The sequence below is a fragment of the Marichromatium sp. AB31 genome (genome assembly GCF_003718685.1).
Lineage (GTDB): Bacteria > Pseudomonadota > Gammaproteobacteria > Chromatiales > Chromatiaceae > Marichromatium > Marichromatium gracile.
In genome coordinates, this window is the sequence record NZ_RHFI01000003.1 from 159,827 (window position 1) to 174,617 (window position 14,791).

12 protein-coding genes are annotated in these 14,791 nt (G+C 70.0%); 7 read left to right on the forward strand and 5 right to left on the reverse strand.

All coding sequences use genetic code 11. The features are described 5' to 3' along the window. Positions 1-58 precede the first annotated feature (58 nt). Together EBL84_RS04485 and EBL84_RS04490 are read right to left on the reverse strand one after the other, a co-directional pair. A complete protein-coding gene (locus tag EBL84_RS04485; protein WP_123139722.1) occupies positions 59-844 on the reverse strand; it encodes a dienelactone hydrolase family protein in 786 nt (261 codons plus the stop codon). Between the two features lie 174 nt (positions 845-1,018). Beyond that, positions 1,019-1,951, reverse strand: coding sequence for a histone deacetylase family protein (locus EBL84_RS04490; RefSeq protein WP_123139723.1), 933 nt, complete (start codon positions 1,949-1,951; stop codon positions 1,019-1,021). 339 nt (positions 1,952-2,290) lie between these two features. Here EBL84_RS04490 and EBL84_RS04495 point away from each other — a divergent pair, with 339 nt between their 5' ends. The 4 genes from EBL84_RS04495 (at position 2,291) to EBL84_RS04510 (ending at position 9,563) form a co-directional block, all read left to right on the forward strand. Next, positions 2,291-4,969 (forward strand): GNAT family N-acetyltransferase, encoded by a 2,679-nt coding sequence (locus EBL84_RS04495; RefSeq protein WP_123139724.1) that lies wholly within the window; start codon positions 2,291-2,293, stop codon positions 4,967-4,969. Between the two features lie 90 nt (positions 4,970-5,059). Beyond that, positions 5,060-7,588 (forward strand): DNA translocase FtsK, encoded by a 2,529-nt coding sequence (locus EBL84_RS04500; RefSeq protein WP_123139725.1) that lies wholly within the window; start codon positions 5,060-5,062, stop codon positions 7,586-7,588. A 4-nt stretch (positions 7,589-7,592) separates the two neighbouring features. Continuing rightward, positions 7,593-8,231 (forward strand): outer membrane lipoprotein chaperone LolA, encoded by a 639-nt coding sequence (gene lolA / locus EBL84_RS04505; RefSeq protein WP_123139726.1) that lies wholly within the window; start codon positions 7,593-7,595, stop codon positions 8,229-8,231. A gap of 3 nt (positions 8,232-8,234) precedes the next feature. Then, positions 8,235-9,563, forward strand: coding sequence for a replication-associated recombination protein A (locus EBL84_RS04510; RefSeq protein WP_123139727.1), 1,329 nt, complete (start codon positions 8,235-8,237; stop codon positions 9,561-9,563). Between the two features lie 6 nt (positions 9,564-9,569). Here the strand turns inward: EBL84_RS04510 and asd are convergent, their stop codons facing one another. Genes asd through EBL84_RS04525 form a run of 3 tightly spaced genes read right to left on the reverse strand, consistent with a single transcriptional unit; the run spans position 9,570 to position 12,254 of the window. Then, complete coding sequence (gene asd / locus EBL84_RS04515) at positions 9,570-10,445, reverse strand: archaetidylserine decarboxylase (RefSeq protein WP_123139728.1); 876 nt, start codon at positions 10,443-10,445, stop codon at positions 9,570-9,572. Beyond that, positions 10,442-11,059 carry a hypothetical protein gene (locus EBL84_RS04520; RefSeq protein ID WP_123139729.1) on the reverse strand — a complete coding sequence of 206 codons (618 nt, stop codon included), beginning with the start codon at positions 11,057-11,059 and terminating at the stop codon, positions 10,442-10,444. The genes asd and EBL84_RS04520 overlap by 4 nt, the downstream gene beginning before the upstream one ends. 13 nt (positions 11,060-11,072) lie before the next feature. After that, positions 11,073-12,254 (reverse strand): alanine--glyoxylate aminotransferase family protein, encoded by a 1,182-nt coding sequence (locus EBL84_RS04525; RefSeq protein ID WP_123139730.1) that lies wholly within the window; start codon positions 12,252-12,254, stop codon positions 11,073-11,075. A 178-nt stretch (positions 12,255-12,432) separates the two neighbouring features. On the opposite strand from EBL84_RS04525, the gene msrB reads away from it, so the two are divergent. The 3 genes from msrB to EBL84_RS04540 all read left to right on the forward strand — a co-directional run bounded on the left by msrB (position 12,433) and on the right by EBL84_RS04540 (position 14,760). After that, positions 12,433-12,834 carry a peptide-methionine (R)-S-oxide reductase MsrB gene (msrB, locus tag EBL84_RS04530; RefSeq protein WP_123139731.1) on the forward strand — a complete coding sequence of 134 codons (402 nt, stop codon included), beginning with the start codon at positions 12,433-12,435 and terminating at the stop codon, positions 12,832-12,834. 506 nt (positions 12,835-13,340) lie between these two features. Further along, positions 13,341-14,246, forward strand: coding sequence for a LysR family transcriptional regulator (locus EBL84_RS04535; protein ID WP_165913553.1), 906 nt, complete (start codon positions 13,341-13,343; stop codon positions 14,244-14,246). A gap of 31 nt (positions 14,247-14,277) precedes the next feature. Next, positions 14,278-14,760, forward strand: a complete 483-nt coding sequence (locus tag EBL84_RS04540; RefSeq protein ID WP_123139733.1) for an ATP-dependent zinc protease — start codon at positions 14,278-14,280, stop codon at positions 14,758-14,760. Positions 14,761-14,791 lie beyond the last annotated feature (31 nt).

Below are 14,791 nucleotides of genomic sequence, written 5' to 3' on the forward strand. Positions count from 1 at the left end.
GCTGCTGGCGACGCGCGATGCCGATGGTAGCCGATCCGGGCGTGTTCGAGTGTCCCGCTCAGGGCGCGGTTGTCAGCACCTCGTCGAGGAAGGTCTCGAGCATGCGCCAGGCGCGTTGTGCGGCGCGGGCGTCGTAGGCCACCCCGTCGAGCTTGTAGCGGTCGGCCCCCGGGTTGGTGAAGCCGTGACGGGCACCGCCGTAGATCACCAGCTGCCAGTCGGCGCCGAGGCGTTCGAGTTCGTGCTGGAAGGCGTGCACGCGCGCCGTCGGCACCATGGGGTCGGCGGCGCCGTGCAGCGCGAGCACCGCGGGTGAGAGGTGGCCGAGCTCGGGCGGCGGCGGGGGCAGGGAGCCGTGGACGCTGACCACGCCGGCGAGCGGCGCGCCGGCATAGGCCAGTTGCATCGCGGTGGCGCCGCCGAAGCAGTAGCCGAGCGCGACGATGCGCTCGGGGTCGACCTCGGGGCGCTCGCGCAAAACATCGAGCCCGGCGAGTGCGCGCTGGCGCCAGGCCTCGGGGTCTTCGCTGAGCTGGGTCATCCACGCCTTGGCGTCGGCGGCGTGTTCGGTGACCCGGCCGGCGCCGTAGAGGTCGGCGGCGAAGACCACGTAGCCGAGTTCGGCGAGTCGGCGCGCCTGGGCGCGGACGTGATCGTTGAGCCCCCACCACTCGTGCAGCACCAACACCCCGGGGCGTGGGCCGGGTTGGGCGTCGTCAAGGCTGAGATAGCCGCCGAGGCGGGTCTCGCCGTCGGTGTAGAACAGGGTCTCGGTGCGGGGCGTGGCCCCGACCTCGAGCGTGACCAGCAGGGCGACGGCGGCGAGCAGCGACGGGATGCGCATCCTCAGTTCCCTCCGTGCGGATCTCTGGGGCGGGCATGGACCTGGCCCGCATGAGGGGGATATCCGGGCGCATGGTCGCGATGGCAATATGTCTCCCAGAGGCAGGATTGCAACCCTGATCCGGCCCGTCTATCCTGATGCTGCGTTGCAGCACGGCGGTCCGGCCCCGCCGATTCAGACGTGGCCGATCAGCTCGTCGAGATGCGTACTGACACAACGGCCGAGCGCCGACAGCGTATACCCCCCCTCCAGGCAGGACACCACCCGTTCTCCGGCATGGCGCAGCGCGAGCTGATGGAGCTCGCGGGTGAGCCAGCCGAAGTCGGCCTCGCGCAGGTTGAAGTGCGCCATGTCGTCCTCGATATGGCCGTCGAATCCCGCCGAGATCATGATCAGCTCGGGCGCGAAGTCGTCGAGCCGGGGCAGCCAGGTCTGCTCGATCGCGGTCTTGAAGGCGGCCCCGTCGGTCAGTCGCGGCAGCGGCAGGTTGAGGATGTTGGGTGCGTCGGTGTCGGCGCCGCTGTTGGGGTAGAAGGGGTGCTGGAAGCTCGAACAGAACAGCACCCGCTCGTCGCCGCGGAAGATCTCCTCGGTGCCGTTGCCATGATGGACGTCGAAGTCGATGATGGCCACCCGCTCGAGCCCGTGATGGGCGAGGGCGTGGGCGGCGCCGATGGCGACGTTGTTGAACAGGCAGAAGCCGCCGCCGCTGCGCCGTCCGGCATGGTGGCCCGGCGGCCTCACCGAGCAGAAGGCGGCATGATGACGGTCGCTCATCACCAGATCGACGCCGAGGATCACCGCGCCGGCGGAGTGCATCGCCGCCTCCATGGTATGGCGGTTCATGCCGGTGTCGCCGCCGTCGACCCAGGCCACCGAGTCGTCGCTCGGGGCGGTGTCGATGATGTGCTGGACATAGTCCGGGTCGTGCACCATCTCGAGCTGCGCGCGACTCGCGGCGGGGGCGTCGTAGTGGGTCAGCAGCATCTCGATGCCGCAGGCGATCATGCGATCGCCGATCGCGTTGAGCCGCTCGGGGCACTCGGGATGATGTTCGCCCATGCGGTGTTCCATGCAGGACGGGTGGCTGATGAAGGCGAGATTCATGTCGGGTCCTCGGTCGTCGAGCACGGCGTCCGCTGGAGGCGCCGCCGGCATGGTTTCGTTCTTCGCGACAGGGCGTCCACACGGACGCATCCGGGCTGCGATCATTGGCACGGGGGGCGGCGCACGCGCTGGGCGCGGGCTCGCCGACACGACCTTCCATCCTCGCCTCGGCGGGGATTCCCGGTCAATGCGGAGCATCCCCGGCGTCTCGGGTGCGCGTCGCTGCCCCGAGGCGATGGCCGGTTTCCGTGCCGGGCGTGACGGGATGGCCGATAATCAGTCCCTCTTGGAGGGTTTCAATGCAGCTTAACCCCTTTCCTGCCTCGGAGGGCAGATCCCATGCGCTTGACCGACATTGACCAACTCTTCACCCCGAGTGCCGTGGCGGTGTTCGGTGCGAGCGATGAGGAAGGCTCGATCGGCGGAATGGTGTTCCGCAACCTGCTCGCTGGTGGCTTCAAGGGCCACTGCTATGCGATCAACCCCAAGTACGAGGAGGTCGCCGGTCAGCCCTGCTATCCGAGCCTGACGGCGCTCGACAAGCACATCGATCTGGCGGTGATCGCCATCCCCGCCGAACGGGTGCCGGCGATCCTCGATCAGTGCGGCAGCTATGGGGCCAAGGCGGCGGTGGTGCACTCGGCCGGATTCGCCGAGCACGGTGAGCGCGGCGAGGTGCTCCAGGAGCGCATGGTCGAGGCCGCACGGCGCAACCGCATCCGCGTGCTCGGGCCCAACTGTCTCGGGGTGATGCGCCCGCAGCACGGGCTCAACGCCAGTGTCGGCGAGGCGTTGCCGCGCAGCGGCAACGTCGCCCTGGTGTCGCAGTCGGGGGCGATCTGCACCGCGATGATGGACTGGTCGGAGCCGCGCAAGGTCGGCTTCTCGGCGGTGGTCTCGCTCGGTGCGGCGGCCGATGTCGACTTCGGCGACATCCTCGACTATCTCGCCCTCGACAGCCAGACCCAGTGCATCCTGCTCTATGTCGAGGGCATCCGCAACGCGCGCCACTTCATCAGCGGGCTGCGCGCCGCGGCGCGGCTCAAGCCGGTGGTGATCGTCAAGGCCGGGCGGCATCCGGCCGGCTCGCGGGCGGTGAAGTCGCACACCGGCGGCTTCGTCGGCTCGGCGGAGGTGTTCCGTGCGGTGACCGATCGCGCCGGCGTGGTGCAGGTCGACGACCTCGACCAGCTGTTCGCCGCCGCCCAGGTGTTCGGCGCCCGCCGTCGGCTTGCCGGCGACCGCATCGCCATCATCACCAATGGCGGCGGTCCCGGCGTGCTCGCCGCCGATCGCACCGTCGAGCTGGGCCTGACCCTGGCGCAGTTGAGCGACTCCACCCGTCAGGTGCTCGAGCGGGTGTTGCCGGACTACTGGTCGCACGGCAACCCCATCGACATCATCGGGGATGCCAACCCGGAGCGCTATCGTGCCGCGCTCGACGCCTGCCTCGCCGACCCCGAGGTCGACGGCGTGCTCTGCATCCTCGCGCCGCTGGTGTTCGGCGATCCGGTGGCCACCGCCAAGGAGGTGATCGATGCGGCCAAGGGCAGTCGCAAGCCGGTGCTCGCCTGCTGGATGGGCGGGCAGTACGTGGTCGATGCGCAGACGCTGCTCGCCGAGAACGGGGTGCCGCACTTCGACAACCCCGAGGTCGCCGCCTCGGCCTTCGCCTTCCTCGCCGTGCACCAGCGCAACCAGAAGCTGCTGATGCAGTCGCCGGCGCCGCTGGCCTTCGAGAACCCGCCCGACATCGAGGGCGCGCGACTGATCATCGAGGGGGTGATGGCCGAGGGGCGCAAGGTACTCGGCACCGTCGAGGCCAAGGCGATCCTCTCGGCCTTCCGCATCCCCACCATGCAGGCGGTGATGGCGCGCACCCCCAACGAGGCGTTGATGGCGGCCGAGGCGCTCGGCTTCCCGGTGGTGATGAAGGTCAACTCCCCCGACCTGGAACACAAGTCCGCGGTCGACGGGGTCAAGCTCAACATCGCCGACGCCCAGTCGGTGCGCCGCACCTTCACCGAGATCGTCGAGCGCGCCCGGCGGCTGCGCCCGGACGCCCGGCTCGAGGGGGTGACGGTCGAGCATATGGTCTCGAGCCGCGCCGCGCGCGAGCTGATGATCGAGGTCTTCCGCGACAAGATCTTCGGCCCGGTGATCTGCTTCGGCGCCGGCGGCACCAAGATCGAGGTGATCGAGGATCGTGCCCTGGGCCTGCCGCCGCTCAACGCCTTCATCATCCAGACGATGATCGACCACACCCGCATCGCGCGGCTGATGGGCAGCTTCCAGCACATGCCGCCGATGAATCGGGTGGCGCTGGCGAGGATCCTGCAACGCGTCTCGGAGATGGTCTGCGAGCTGCCCGAGGTCATCGGTCTGCGGATCAACCCGTTGATCGGCAACGACAAGGAGGTGATCGCGGTCGACGCCTCGATCCATGTCGACTACCGCCCGCCGCAGCAGCGCATCTACGGCCACATGGCGATCTATCCCTATCCGAGTCACCTCATCGAGCGGGTACAGCTGCCCGACGGGCGCGATCTGGTGATCCGCCCGATCCGTCCGGAGGATGCCGAGATGGAGCAGGACTTCGTCCGCGGACTCTCCGAGCAGACCAAGTACTTCCGCTTCATGCAGGCGATCAAGGAGCTGACCCCGGAGATGCTGGTGCGCTTCACCCAGATCGACTACGACCGCGAGATCGCGCTGATCGGGGTGCTCGAGCACGAGGGCAAGGAGGTGCAGGTCGGGGTGGCGCGCTACATGACGCGCCCGGGCGGCGAGGCCTGCGAGTTCGCCATCGTGGTCTCCGACCAGTGGCGCAACATGGGCATCGGCGCACGGCTGATGCGCTCGCTGATGCAGAACGCGCGCCGGCGCGGCTTCCGGGTGATGGACGGCGAGGTGCTCTCGGCCAACAACCGCATGCTGGCGCTGGTCAAGTCGCTCGGCTTCCGTATCGTCAACGATCCCCAGGACATGTCGGTGAAGCTCGTCAGCAAGGTGCTCTGAGCCCTGCGACGGTGTGCCAGAGTCCCGGATAAATCGCACTAATAACCTTTGGTAAGGTTATAATAGCGCGAGTAATTTTTGGAGGGATTCATGGCACAGGCTACCCGCCGTGGGCAATTGACACTGAGCGACTATGTCGAGCGCATCCTGCGCGAGGGGGCGATGTGGGCACTGATGTGCCTGGCGCTCTATCTGTTGCTCGCGCTGGCGACCTATTCACCCCAGGACCCCGGCTGGTCCTATGTCGGCGATGGTGAGCGGGTGAGCAACGCCGGTGGTCGCACCGGGGCCTGGTTCGCCGACGGCGCCCTCTATCTGTTCGGTTTCTTCGCCTACCTGATCCCGGTGCTGGTCGGCTGGAGCGCCTGGGTGGTGTTCCGTGGTCGCGGCGAGGCGGTGGTGCTGCGCCCCTGGGTGCTGTCGCTGCGCTGGATCGGTTTTGCGCTGACCCTGGTGGCCGGTTGCGGCATCGCCTCGATCCACTTCTCGACCCTCGGCGGGGTGCTGCAGAACGGCGCCGGGGGGGCGCTCGGCAGCAGCCTCAGCTCGGCCATGCTCGGTGCCTTCAACGTCCCCGGGACCGACCTCTTGCTGGTCGGCACCCTGCTGATCGGACTCAGCCTGTTTTGGGGGATCTCCTGGGTGAGACTGCTCGATGCCACCGGGGCCACGGCGCTGCAGGCGCTGCGTGCCGCGCGTGGTCTGCTCGAGGACTCGCGGGGGCGTCTGAAGCAGTTGCGCGAAGGTCCCGAGCTCAGTCCCGAGGGGCTGCCGCGCGCGCTCAACCTGATCGACCCCGATGAGTTCGCCGGCGACCCCGAGCCTGCGCCCGCCCCGCGCCCAGCGCCCCGCGCGAAGGCCCGGCGTCGCTCGCGCGCTCGCCCCAACGGGTTCCCGGAGGCGGTGCGCGCGACCATGACCGATCCACTGCCCGAGCCCGAGCCCGAACCGGCGCCTCCTCCAGAGCCGGCGCCGCCGCGCCGCCCGGTCGCTCCTGCTCCCGCTCCCGAGCCGAGTGCGGTGCCGCCACGCGCTGCGCGACCCGCGCCGCCGCCAGCACCGGTCTCTGCGCCCGCGCCCGAACCCGAGCCGCCGGCCCAGGTGCCGGTCGCGGTGCGCGACATCCCCGCCGAGGGCATGCGTCCGCCGCTCTCGCTGCTCGACGCGCCGACCAAGAGCGGTCGCGGCTATAGCGCCGAGCAGCTCGAGGAGCTGTCGCGTCAGGTCGAGCTGCGCCTGGCCGACTTCGGCGTCGAGGCGCGGGTCGAGGAGGTCTATCCCGGTCCCGTGGTCACCCTCTTCGAGATCGACCTCGCCCCCGGTACCAAGGTCAGCAAGATTACCGGCCTGGCCAAGGATCTGGCCCGCGCGCTGTCGACGATCAGCGTGCGCGTGGTCGAGGTGATCCCGGGCAAGTCGCTGATCGGCATCGAGATCCCCAACGAGCAGCGCGAGATCGTGTTCCTGCGCCAGACGCTCGGCTCGGACGCCTATCAGGAGGCGCGCTCGGTGCTCACCCTGGGGCTGGGCACCAACATCGCCGGCCAGCCGGTGGTTGCCGATCTGGCGCGCATGCCCCATGCGCTGATTGCCGGCACCACCGGCTCGGGCAAGTCGGTGGCGATCAACGCGATGATCCTCAGTCTGCTCTACAAGGCCGACCCCAAGGACGTGCGGTTGATCATGGTCGACCCGAAGATGCTGGAACTCTCGGTCTACGAGGGTATCCCGCACCTGCTCACCCCGGTGGTCACCGACATGAAGGAGGCGGCCAACGCGTTGCGCTGGTGCGTCGGCGAGATGGAGCGACGCTACCGGCTGATGGCCAAGCTCGGGGTGCGCAACATCGCCGGCTACAACAAGCGCATCGCCGAGGCCGAGGCCGCCGGCACCCCGATCGCCGATCCGCTCCACGACCCCGCGCTCGGCGCCGCACCGGCGCTCGAGCACCTGCCCTATATCGTGGTCATCATCGACGAGCTGGCCGACATGATGATGGTGGTCGGCAAGAAGGTCGAGGAGCTGATCGCGCGCCTGGCGCAGAAGGCGCGCGCCTCGGGCATCCATCTGCTGCTGGCCACCCAGCGCCCCTCGGTCGACGTGCTCACCGGGTTGATCAAGGCCAACATCCCCACCCGCATGGCCTTCCAGGTGTCCTCGCGGATCGACTCGCGCACCATCCTCGATCAGCAGGGCGCCGAACAGCTGCTCGGGCACGGCGACATGCTCTATCTGCCACCCGGCGGCAACCTCCCCAATCGCGTGCACGGCGCCTTCGTCGACGATCACGAGGTGCACGCGGTGGTGGAACATCTCAAGCAGTTCGGTGGTCCGGACTATATCGACGACGTGTTGCGCGAGCCGACCGAGTCGCTGCCGGGGATCGACCCCGAGCCGCGCGGCGGCGACACCGAGGACACCGACCCGCTGTTCGACGAGGCGGTGCAGATCGTCGTCGAGACCCGTCGCGCCTCCATCTCCGGGGTGCAGCGCCGGCTCAAGATCGGTTACAACCGCGCCGCGCGCCTGATCGAGGAGATGGAGCGTATCGGCATCGTCAGCCCGGCCGAGACCAACGGCAACCGCGAGGTCCTGGTCCCGCCGCCACAGGAGGAGTGATCGCGTGATTCGAGCGACCCTGTCCGCCCGCGCCCTCGGCGCCGTCCTGCTCGCCTTGCTGTTGCCCGTCGCGGCGTTCGCCGGGGAGGGCGCGCAGCGTCTCGAGCGCTATCTCGCCGGTCTCGACAGCCTGCGCGCGGACTTCGTGCAGTACACCTTCAATGCCGCGCGCACCCAGATGACCGAATCGCACGGACGCTTCTATCTGCAGCGCCCGGGTCGCTTTCGCTGGGAATACGACGACCCGGTGGCGCAGGTGATCATCGCCGACGGCAAGCGCGTCTATGTCCACGACCTGGAACTCGAGCAGGTCACCCACCAGAGCCAGGAGCGGGCGCTGCGCGGCACCCCGGCGCTGCTGCTCGCCAGCGGCGCGCCGATCACCGAGCACTTCGCCGTCAGCGAGCTGCCGAGCACGGATGGGCGCGCCTGGGTGGCGCTGCGTCCGCTCGACGCCGACGCCGAGGTCGAGCGCATCGAGCTCGGCTTCGGCAGCGATGGCCTCGAGAGCCTGATCATGGAGGACGGCTTCGGTCAGAACACCCGGCTCGACTTCAGCGCAGCGACCCGCAACCTCGCGCTCGAACCCGACCTGTTCGAGATCGATCGCAGCGCGGTCGACGACTTCCTCTCCTTCGACTGAGCCATGCCCGCGACCCGCGATAACCCCCAGACCCCACTCGCCGAGCGGCTGCGCCCGGCCTCTCTCGAGGATTTCCGCGGGCAGTCGCACCTGCTCGGTCCCGACAAGCCGCTGCGTCGCGCGCTCGAGTCGGGGCATGCCCATTCGATGATCCTCTGGGGACCGCCCGGCACCGGCAAGACCACCCTGGCGCGGCTGATCGCCGCGCGCGCCGAGGCCGAGCTGATCACCCTCTCGGCGGTGCTCGCCGGGGTCAAGGAGATCCGCGAGGCGGTCGCCCGCGCCCAGGCGCGGCTGGCCGCCGACGGCAGCGCCAGCCTGTTGTTCATCGACGAGGTGCACCGCTTCAACAAGGCCCAGCAGGATGCCTTCCTGCCGCACGTCGAGGACGGCACCCTGACCTTCATCGGCGCCACCACCGAGAACCCCTCGTTCGCGCTCAACAACGCGCTGCTCTCGCGCGCCCGGGTCTATGTGCTGCAGTCACTCGGTAGCGATGATCTGGTCGCGGTGCTCGAACGCGCGCTGCATGACCCGCGCGGCGGGCTGGCCGCGCGCCGTCTCGCGCTCGACCCCGAGGCGGCGCGGTTGATCGCCGAGGGCGCCGACGGCGATGCGCGCAGCGCGCTCAACCTGCTGGAGCTGGCCGCCGCGGCGGTCGATACGGGCGCGGTGATCGGGCGCGAGACGGTGGCGGCGGTGGCCAGCGCCTCGCTGCGCCGCTTCGATCGCGGCGGCGACGACTTCTACGACCAGATCTCGGCGCTGCACAAGTCGGTGCGCGGCTCGGCGCCGGATGCCGCGCTCTACTGGCTGGCGCGGATGCTCGACGGCGGCTGCGACCCGCTCTATCTGGCGCGCCGCCTGGTGCGTATCGCCAGCGAGGACATCGGCAACGCCGACCCGCGCGCGCTCGATCTGGCGCTCAACGCCTGGGAGGCGCAGGCGCGGCTCGGTTCGCCCGAGGGCGAGCTGGCGCTGGCACAGGCGACCGTCTATCTCGCCTGCGCGGCCAAGAGCAATGCCGTCTACACCGCCTGGAAGGCCGCTCAGGCCGATGCCCGCGCCTCGGGCTCGCTGGGGGTGCCGCTGCATCTGCGCAATGCGCCGACGCGGCTGATGAAGGAACTCGGTCACGGTCGGCGCTATCGCTATGCCCACGACGAGCCCGAGGGCTATGCCGCCGACGAGCGCTACTTCCCCGACGAGCTGGGCGAGCGGCGCTATTACGCGCCGGTCGAGCGTGGGCTGGAGATCCGTATCCGCGAGAAGCTCGAACGCCTCGCCGCACTCGACCGTGCCGCGCGCGCGCGGCACGGCGGGCGTGGCTGAACGGGTCTAGTCGGCGAGGGTGCCGAGGCGCTGGCCGAGGCGCACCGTCTGTCCCGGGGCAAGCCCGGTCTCCCAGTCGACGCGCCCGCGCGGCAGCAGCACCACCACGGTCGAGCCGAGGTTGAAGCGGCCCATCTCGGCGCCGCGCGCGAGTTCTACCGGCGCGGCCTCGCGATAGTCCTGACGGTTGGGTGGGCCGAGCCGGTGCGGCGGCGTCACCACCCCGGACCACACCGTCTCGATGCCACCGACGAAGATCGCCCCCACCAGCACCTGCGCCAGCTCGCCGGCCGCGGTCTCGAAGCGGGTCACCAGACGCTCGTTGCGGGCGAACAGCCCCGGCACCCGGTTGGCGGTGGCGGCGTTGACGCTGAACAGCGCGCCCGGGACATGGGTCATCTCCAGCAGCCGCCCGGCCAGCGGCATGTGGATGCGGTGATAGTCGCGCGGCGAGAGATAGATGGTGACGAAGTGCCCGCCCTCGAACGGGTGCGATGCGCCGGGATCGAGCCCGAGCAGGGTGTCGACGGCGTAGTCCTGGCCCTTGGCCTGGATCAGCCGTCCGTTCTCGATGCGTCCGATCTGGCTGATCGCGCCGTCGACCGGGCAGAGCAGGGCGCGCGGATCGGGGTCGAGCGGGCGCGCCTCGGCGCGCAGCGCGCGGGTGAAGAAGGCGTTGAAGTGGGGATAGGCGTCGAGGTCGGGCTCGGCGGCCTGCTGCATGTCGATGCCGTACTGGCGGGCGAAGCCGTGGATCAGCAGGCGCTTCAACGGGCGCCAGCGCAGTCGTGAGAGACGGTGCATCAGCTCGGAGAGCAGACGCTGTGGCAACAGGTACTGCAGGGCGACGAACAGCCGTTCGCCCCAGTCGGATCGGGTCATGGGGTCTCCGCGAGCAACGCCGGCGCGGCGGCGTGAAGCGCCGCCAGATCGGCGGCCAGGGTGGCACCGGCGGCGGTGCCGGGGAGGATCGCCAGCAGCTGCGCACCCGGCGCGAATACCAGGATCGGGGCCGATCCGGCGTCCGTGTCGTCGCCCAGCGCGGCGAGCGGCGCGCGCGCCTCGGGCGCGCCCGAGACGATGTCGAGCGCCGGCGAGAGCCGGCTGAAGTCGCGCGCCCGGGCCTGGTCGGCGCCGCCGTCGACCAGCACCAGGCGCAGCGCCCCGGCGATCGCGGGCCGGTCGGCGAGCCGGTTGCGGGTCTCGATCAGGCGCTGTAGCGCGCGCTGACCGGAGGCGTCGGCGAGGTCGCCGAAGGCGAGCAGGGTCCAGTCGGCGCCGAGTCGGGCGCGGTCGAAGGGACGCCCGAGGGCGTCCTCCAGGGCGAACTCGGGGGCCGCCAGCGGCGGGCGCAGCAGCACCCCGCTGATCGTCGTCGGCTCGGCATGACGGCGCTGGTACTGGTTCCCCCACTGGTAGCCGAGCACCAGTATCGCCATGGCGAGCAGCATCAGGATCAGGCGTGCCGCCAGCGGGCGGCGATTGGCGAGCAGCACCGCGATCCCCTCCTCAGTCCGTCCCCAGCGCCGCGCGCGCGGCGGCGAGCGCCGCGCCGGTGTCGGTCTGGTGGCCGAGCGCGCCGAGTTCGGTGCCGAGCGCGCCGAGACAGAGCAGGATGTTCTCGGGACGGCTGCTGTAGCCCATCAGCCCGATGCGCCACACCTTGCCGGCGAGGCTGCCGAGCCCGGCGCCGAGTTCGAGGTTGTAGCGCGCGAGCAGCCGGGTGCGGACCTCGGCCTCGTCGATCCCGGCCGGCACCGCTACGGCGTTGAGCTGTGGCAGGCGCTCGGCCTCGGGCACGATCAGCTCCAGCCCCAGGGCCTCGAGCCCGGCGCGCAGTGCCTGGTGGTGATGGGCGTGCCGCGCCCAGGCCTGTTCGATGCCCTCCTCGGCGAGCATCACCAGCGACTCGTGCAGGGCGTAGAGGGCGTTGACCGGGGCGGTGTGGTGGTAGCTGCGCTTCTGCTCGCCGCTCCAGTAGCCCATGATCAGGTTGAGGTCGAGGAACCAGCTGTTGACCTTGGTGGTGCGGGCGCGGACCTTGTCGAGCGCGCGCTCGCTGAAGGTCACCGGGGCCAGCCCCGGGGTGCAGCTGAGACACTTCTGCGAGCCCGAGTAGACCGCGTCGAGCCCCCAGGCGTCGACCTCCAACGGGCTGCCGCCGAGCGAGGTGACCGCGTCGCAGATGGTCAGGCAGTCGTGACGGCGCGCGATCTCGGCCAGCGCCTGGGCATCGGAGCAGGCGCCGGTGCTGGTCTCGGCATGGACGAAGGCGAGGATGCGCGCCTCGGGATGGGCGGCGAGGGTGCGCTCGACCTGCTCGGGGTCGACGGCGCGCCCCCAGGTGCCCTCGACCACCACCGCGGTGGCGCCGGCGCGCTCGACGTTCTCCTTCATCCGCGTGCCGAACACCCCGTTGATGCACACCACTACGGTGTCGCCCGGCTCGACCAGGTTGACGAAGCAGATCTCCATCCCCGCCGATCCGGGGGCCGAGACCGGCATGGTCAGCGCGTTGTCGGTGCGGAAGGCGCCGCGCAGCAGGGTCTTGAGCTCGTCCATCATGGCGACGAAGGCCGGGTCGAGATGACCGATGGTGGGACGGGCGAGGGCGGCGAGCACGCGCGGGTGGACATCGGCCGGTCCCGGCCCCATCAAGGTGCGTGCAGGGGGATTGAAGGAGTGGATCATGGTCTGCGTTCCGGTGTCGTTCGTTTTGATGGCGAGCGCCGGGGCGCGGGCGATGGATCTGCCGCGACTGGTCGCTGTCGGGAGCTTCCGGAGTATACGGGGCGTCCCCAGGGCGCTCAAGACGGCCCGGCGCGACCACTCGCACCCCAGTGACAGCGGCAGAAATCGGAGGTGGACGATGAGCGACGAGATCGAGCTGAGCGATGAGGAATGGCGCGCGCGCCTGACCCCGGAGCAGTATCAGGTGTGCCGTGAGCGGGGCACCGAGCGTGCCTTCACCGGCGCCTATCACGACTACAAGGGGCCGGGGCTGTTTCGCTGCGTGTGTTGCGGCGAGCCGCTGTTCGACGCCGCGGCCAAGTTCGACTCCGGTACCGGCTGGCCGAGCTTCCACAGCCCGCACGCGCCGGGGACGGTGGCGCGCGCCGCCGACCACAGTCACGGCATGGAACGCACCGAGGTCCACTGCCGACGCTGCGGCGCCCACCTCGGCCACGTCTTCCCCGACGGCCCGGCCCCCACCGGCGAGCGCTACTGCATCAACTCCGTGGCCCTCGCGCTGGATACCGGGGAGGGGTAGCGGTCAGCCATCGGTCCCCAGCCGCCAGCCGGGGATTGAACCGCCAAGATACCGTCTTGCCCGTCAATCGCCGATCATGCACACCAGCCTCCCCGACTGGAGGCTGGAAGCTGATCGCTGGAAGCTGGTTCGAACCGCCGAGGCGCGAAGGGCGCAAAGGGAAGAAGAGCCTCCAGCGATCAGCCGCCAGTTGCCAGTGGCTGCCTGCCCTCAAGTGCTGGCACCGAGAGCGTGCGTGACGGCTGATGGCAGGCAGTGCTGTCGTCGAGGGCGCACTCCCACTGGCTGCTGGAGACTGGTCGCTTACAACTTGAGCCCCTTTGCGCCCTTCGCGCCTTCGCGGTTCAATCCCCTGGTAGCTGGTAGCTGGTAGCTGGTAGCTGGTAGCTGGTAGCTGGTAGCTGGTAGCTGGCGTCCCGCGCGGCTTTGCGGTTCAATCCTCCCGAATGCCGCGTCGGCCTCGGTTGCGCCGGCGTCGATCGTGTCGCTGCTATCGAGTCGAACCCTTGGATATCGCCCTGCTCAAGACCTTCATCGAGGTCGCCCGTCATCGTCATTTCGGTCGCGCCGCCAGTGCGCTCTGCGTCAGTCAATCGGCGGTGAGCGCGCGGGTCAAGCTGCTCGAATCGGTGCTCGGGGTGGTGTTGTTCGAACGCCGACGCGGCGATATCCGCCTCACCGAGCCGGGGCAGCGGTTGTTGCAGCACGCCGAGCGCATCGTGCGCAGCTGGGCGCGGGCGCGCGCCGAGCTCGTCGGCGAGCAGCGTCACACCCTCGCGCTCGGCTGCATCCCGGATCTGTGGTCGCTCGGGGTGCGCGAGCGGGTTGCCGTGCTGCGCCGGGCGCAGCCCTGGGTGGAGCTGCGCCTGGAGCTGCTGTCGGCGGCGACGCTGCTACAGCGTCTGGCCGATGGCTCCCTGGACCTCGCGCTGCTCGGCGAGCCGGTCGAGTCGCGCTGCTGTCCGAGCGAGCCGCTGGCGCGCGTCGAGCTGGTGCTGGCCAGCAGCGAATCCGACATCGGGCTGGAGCGGGCGCTCGGCGAGGGCTATATCCTGGTCGATTGGGGGACACGCTTCCTGACCATGCACGCCGAGCGTCTGGCCGTCGATCTGGCCTGCCGGATGCGAGTCGATCAGGGACGGGCGGCGCTCGATCTGTTGCGCGAGATCGGTGGCTCGGCCTATCTGCCGCGGCCATGGGTCGAGTCGGCGGCGCGCGAGGGCTGGCTGACGGCGGTGGCCGCGGCCCCCAGCTTCTCGTTGCATCCGCACCTGGCGATCCGCGATGGAGTGATCGATCGCGACCCGGTCGAGACCGCGGTGGCATTGTTGCGCAAGACCGGCGAGACGCCTCCCGCGGAGGCGTTGCCGGAGTGGCCGGCGAGCGTCCGGGACGCATCGTCGGGACCCTGAACCCTGCCCCGCCCGGGGCCATGGACCTGAAATGATGCATAGTCCTTCCGAATCCGCGCCGCTGTTGCTGGGCTGGCGCGAGTGGCTGGCGCTGCCCGAGCTCGGGTTGCCGCTGATCAAGGCAAAGATCGATACCGGCGCGCGGACCTCGGCGCTGCACGCCTTCTATGTCGACCCCTTCAGTCGTGGCGGCAACCGCTATGTGCGCTTCGGCGTCCATCCGTTGAAGCAGTGCGCCGATCTGGTGATCCATGCCGAGGCCGAGGTGATCGACCGGCGGCGGGTGAGCGACTCGGGCGGACATCGCGAGGAGCGTTACGTCATCCAGACCCCGCTGCGGGTCGCGGGGCGGGAGTGGCCGATCGAGCTCACCCTGACCAACCGTGAGTCGATGCTGTTTCGCATGCTGCTCGGGCGTACCGCGATGGTCGCGGGCGCGGCCCGGGTCGATCCGGCCGGCTCCTTTCTCACCGGACGGGTCGAGGATGCCGAGGCGCGCTATCGCGGCGGCTGAGTCGTGACGCCGCTCGGCGGTGGGTGACTGG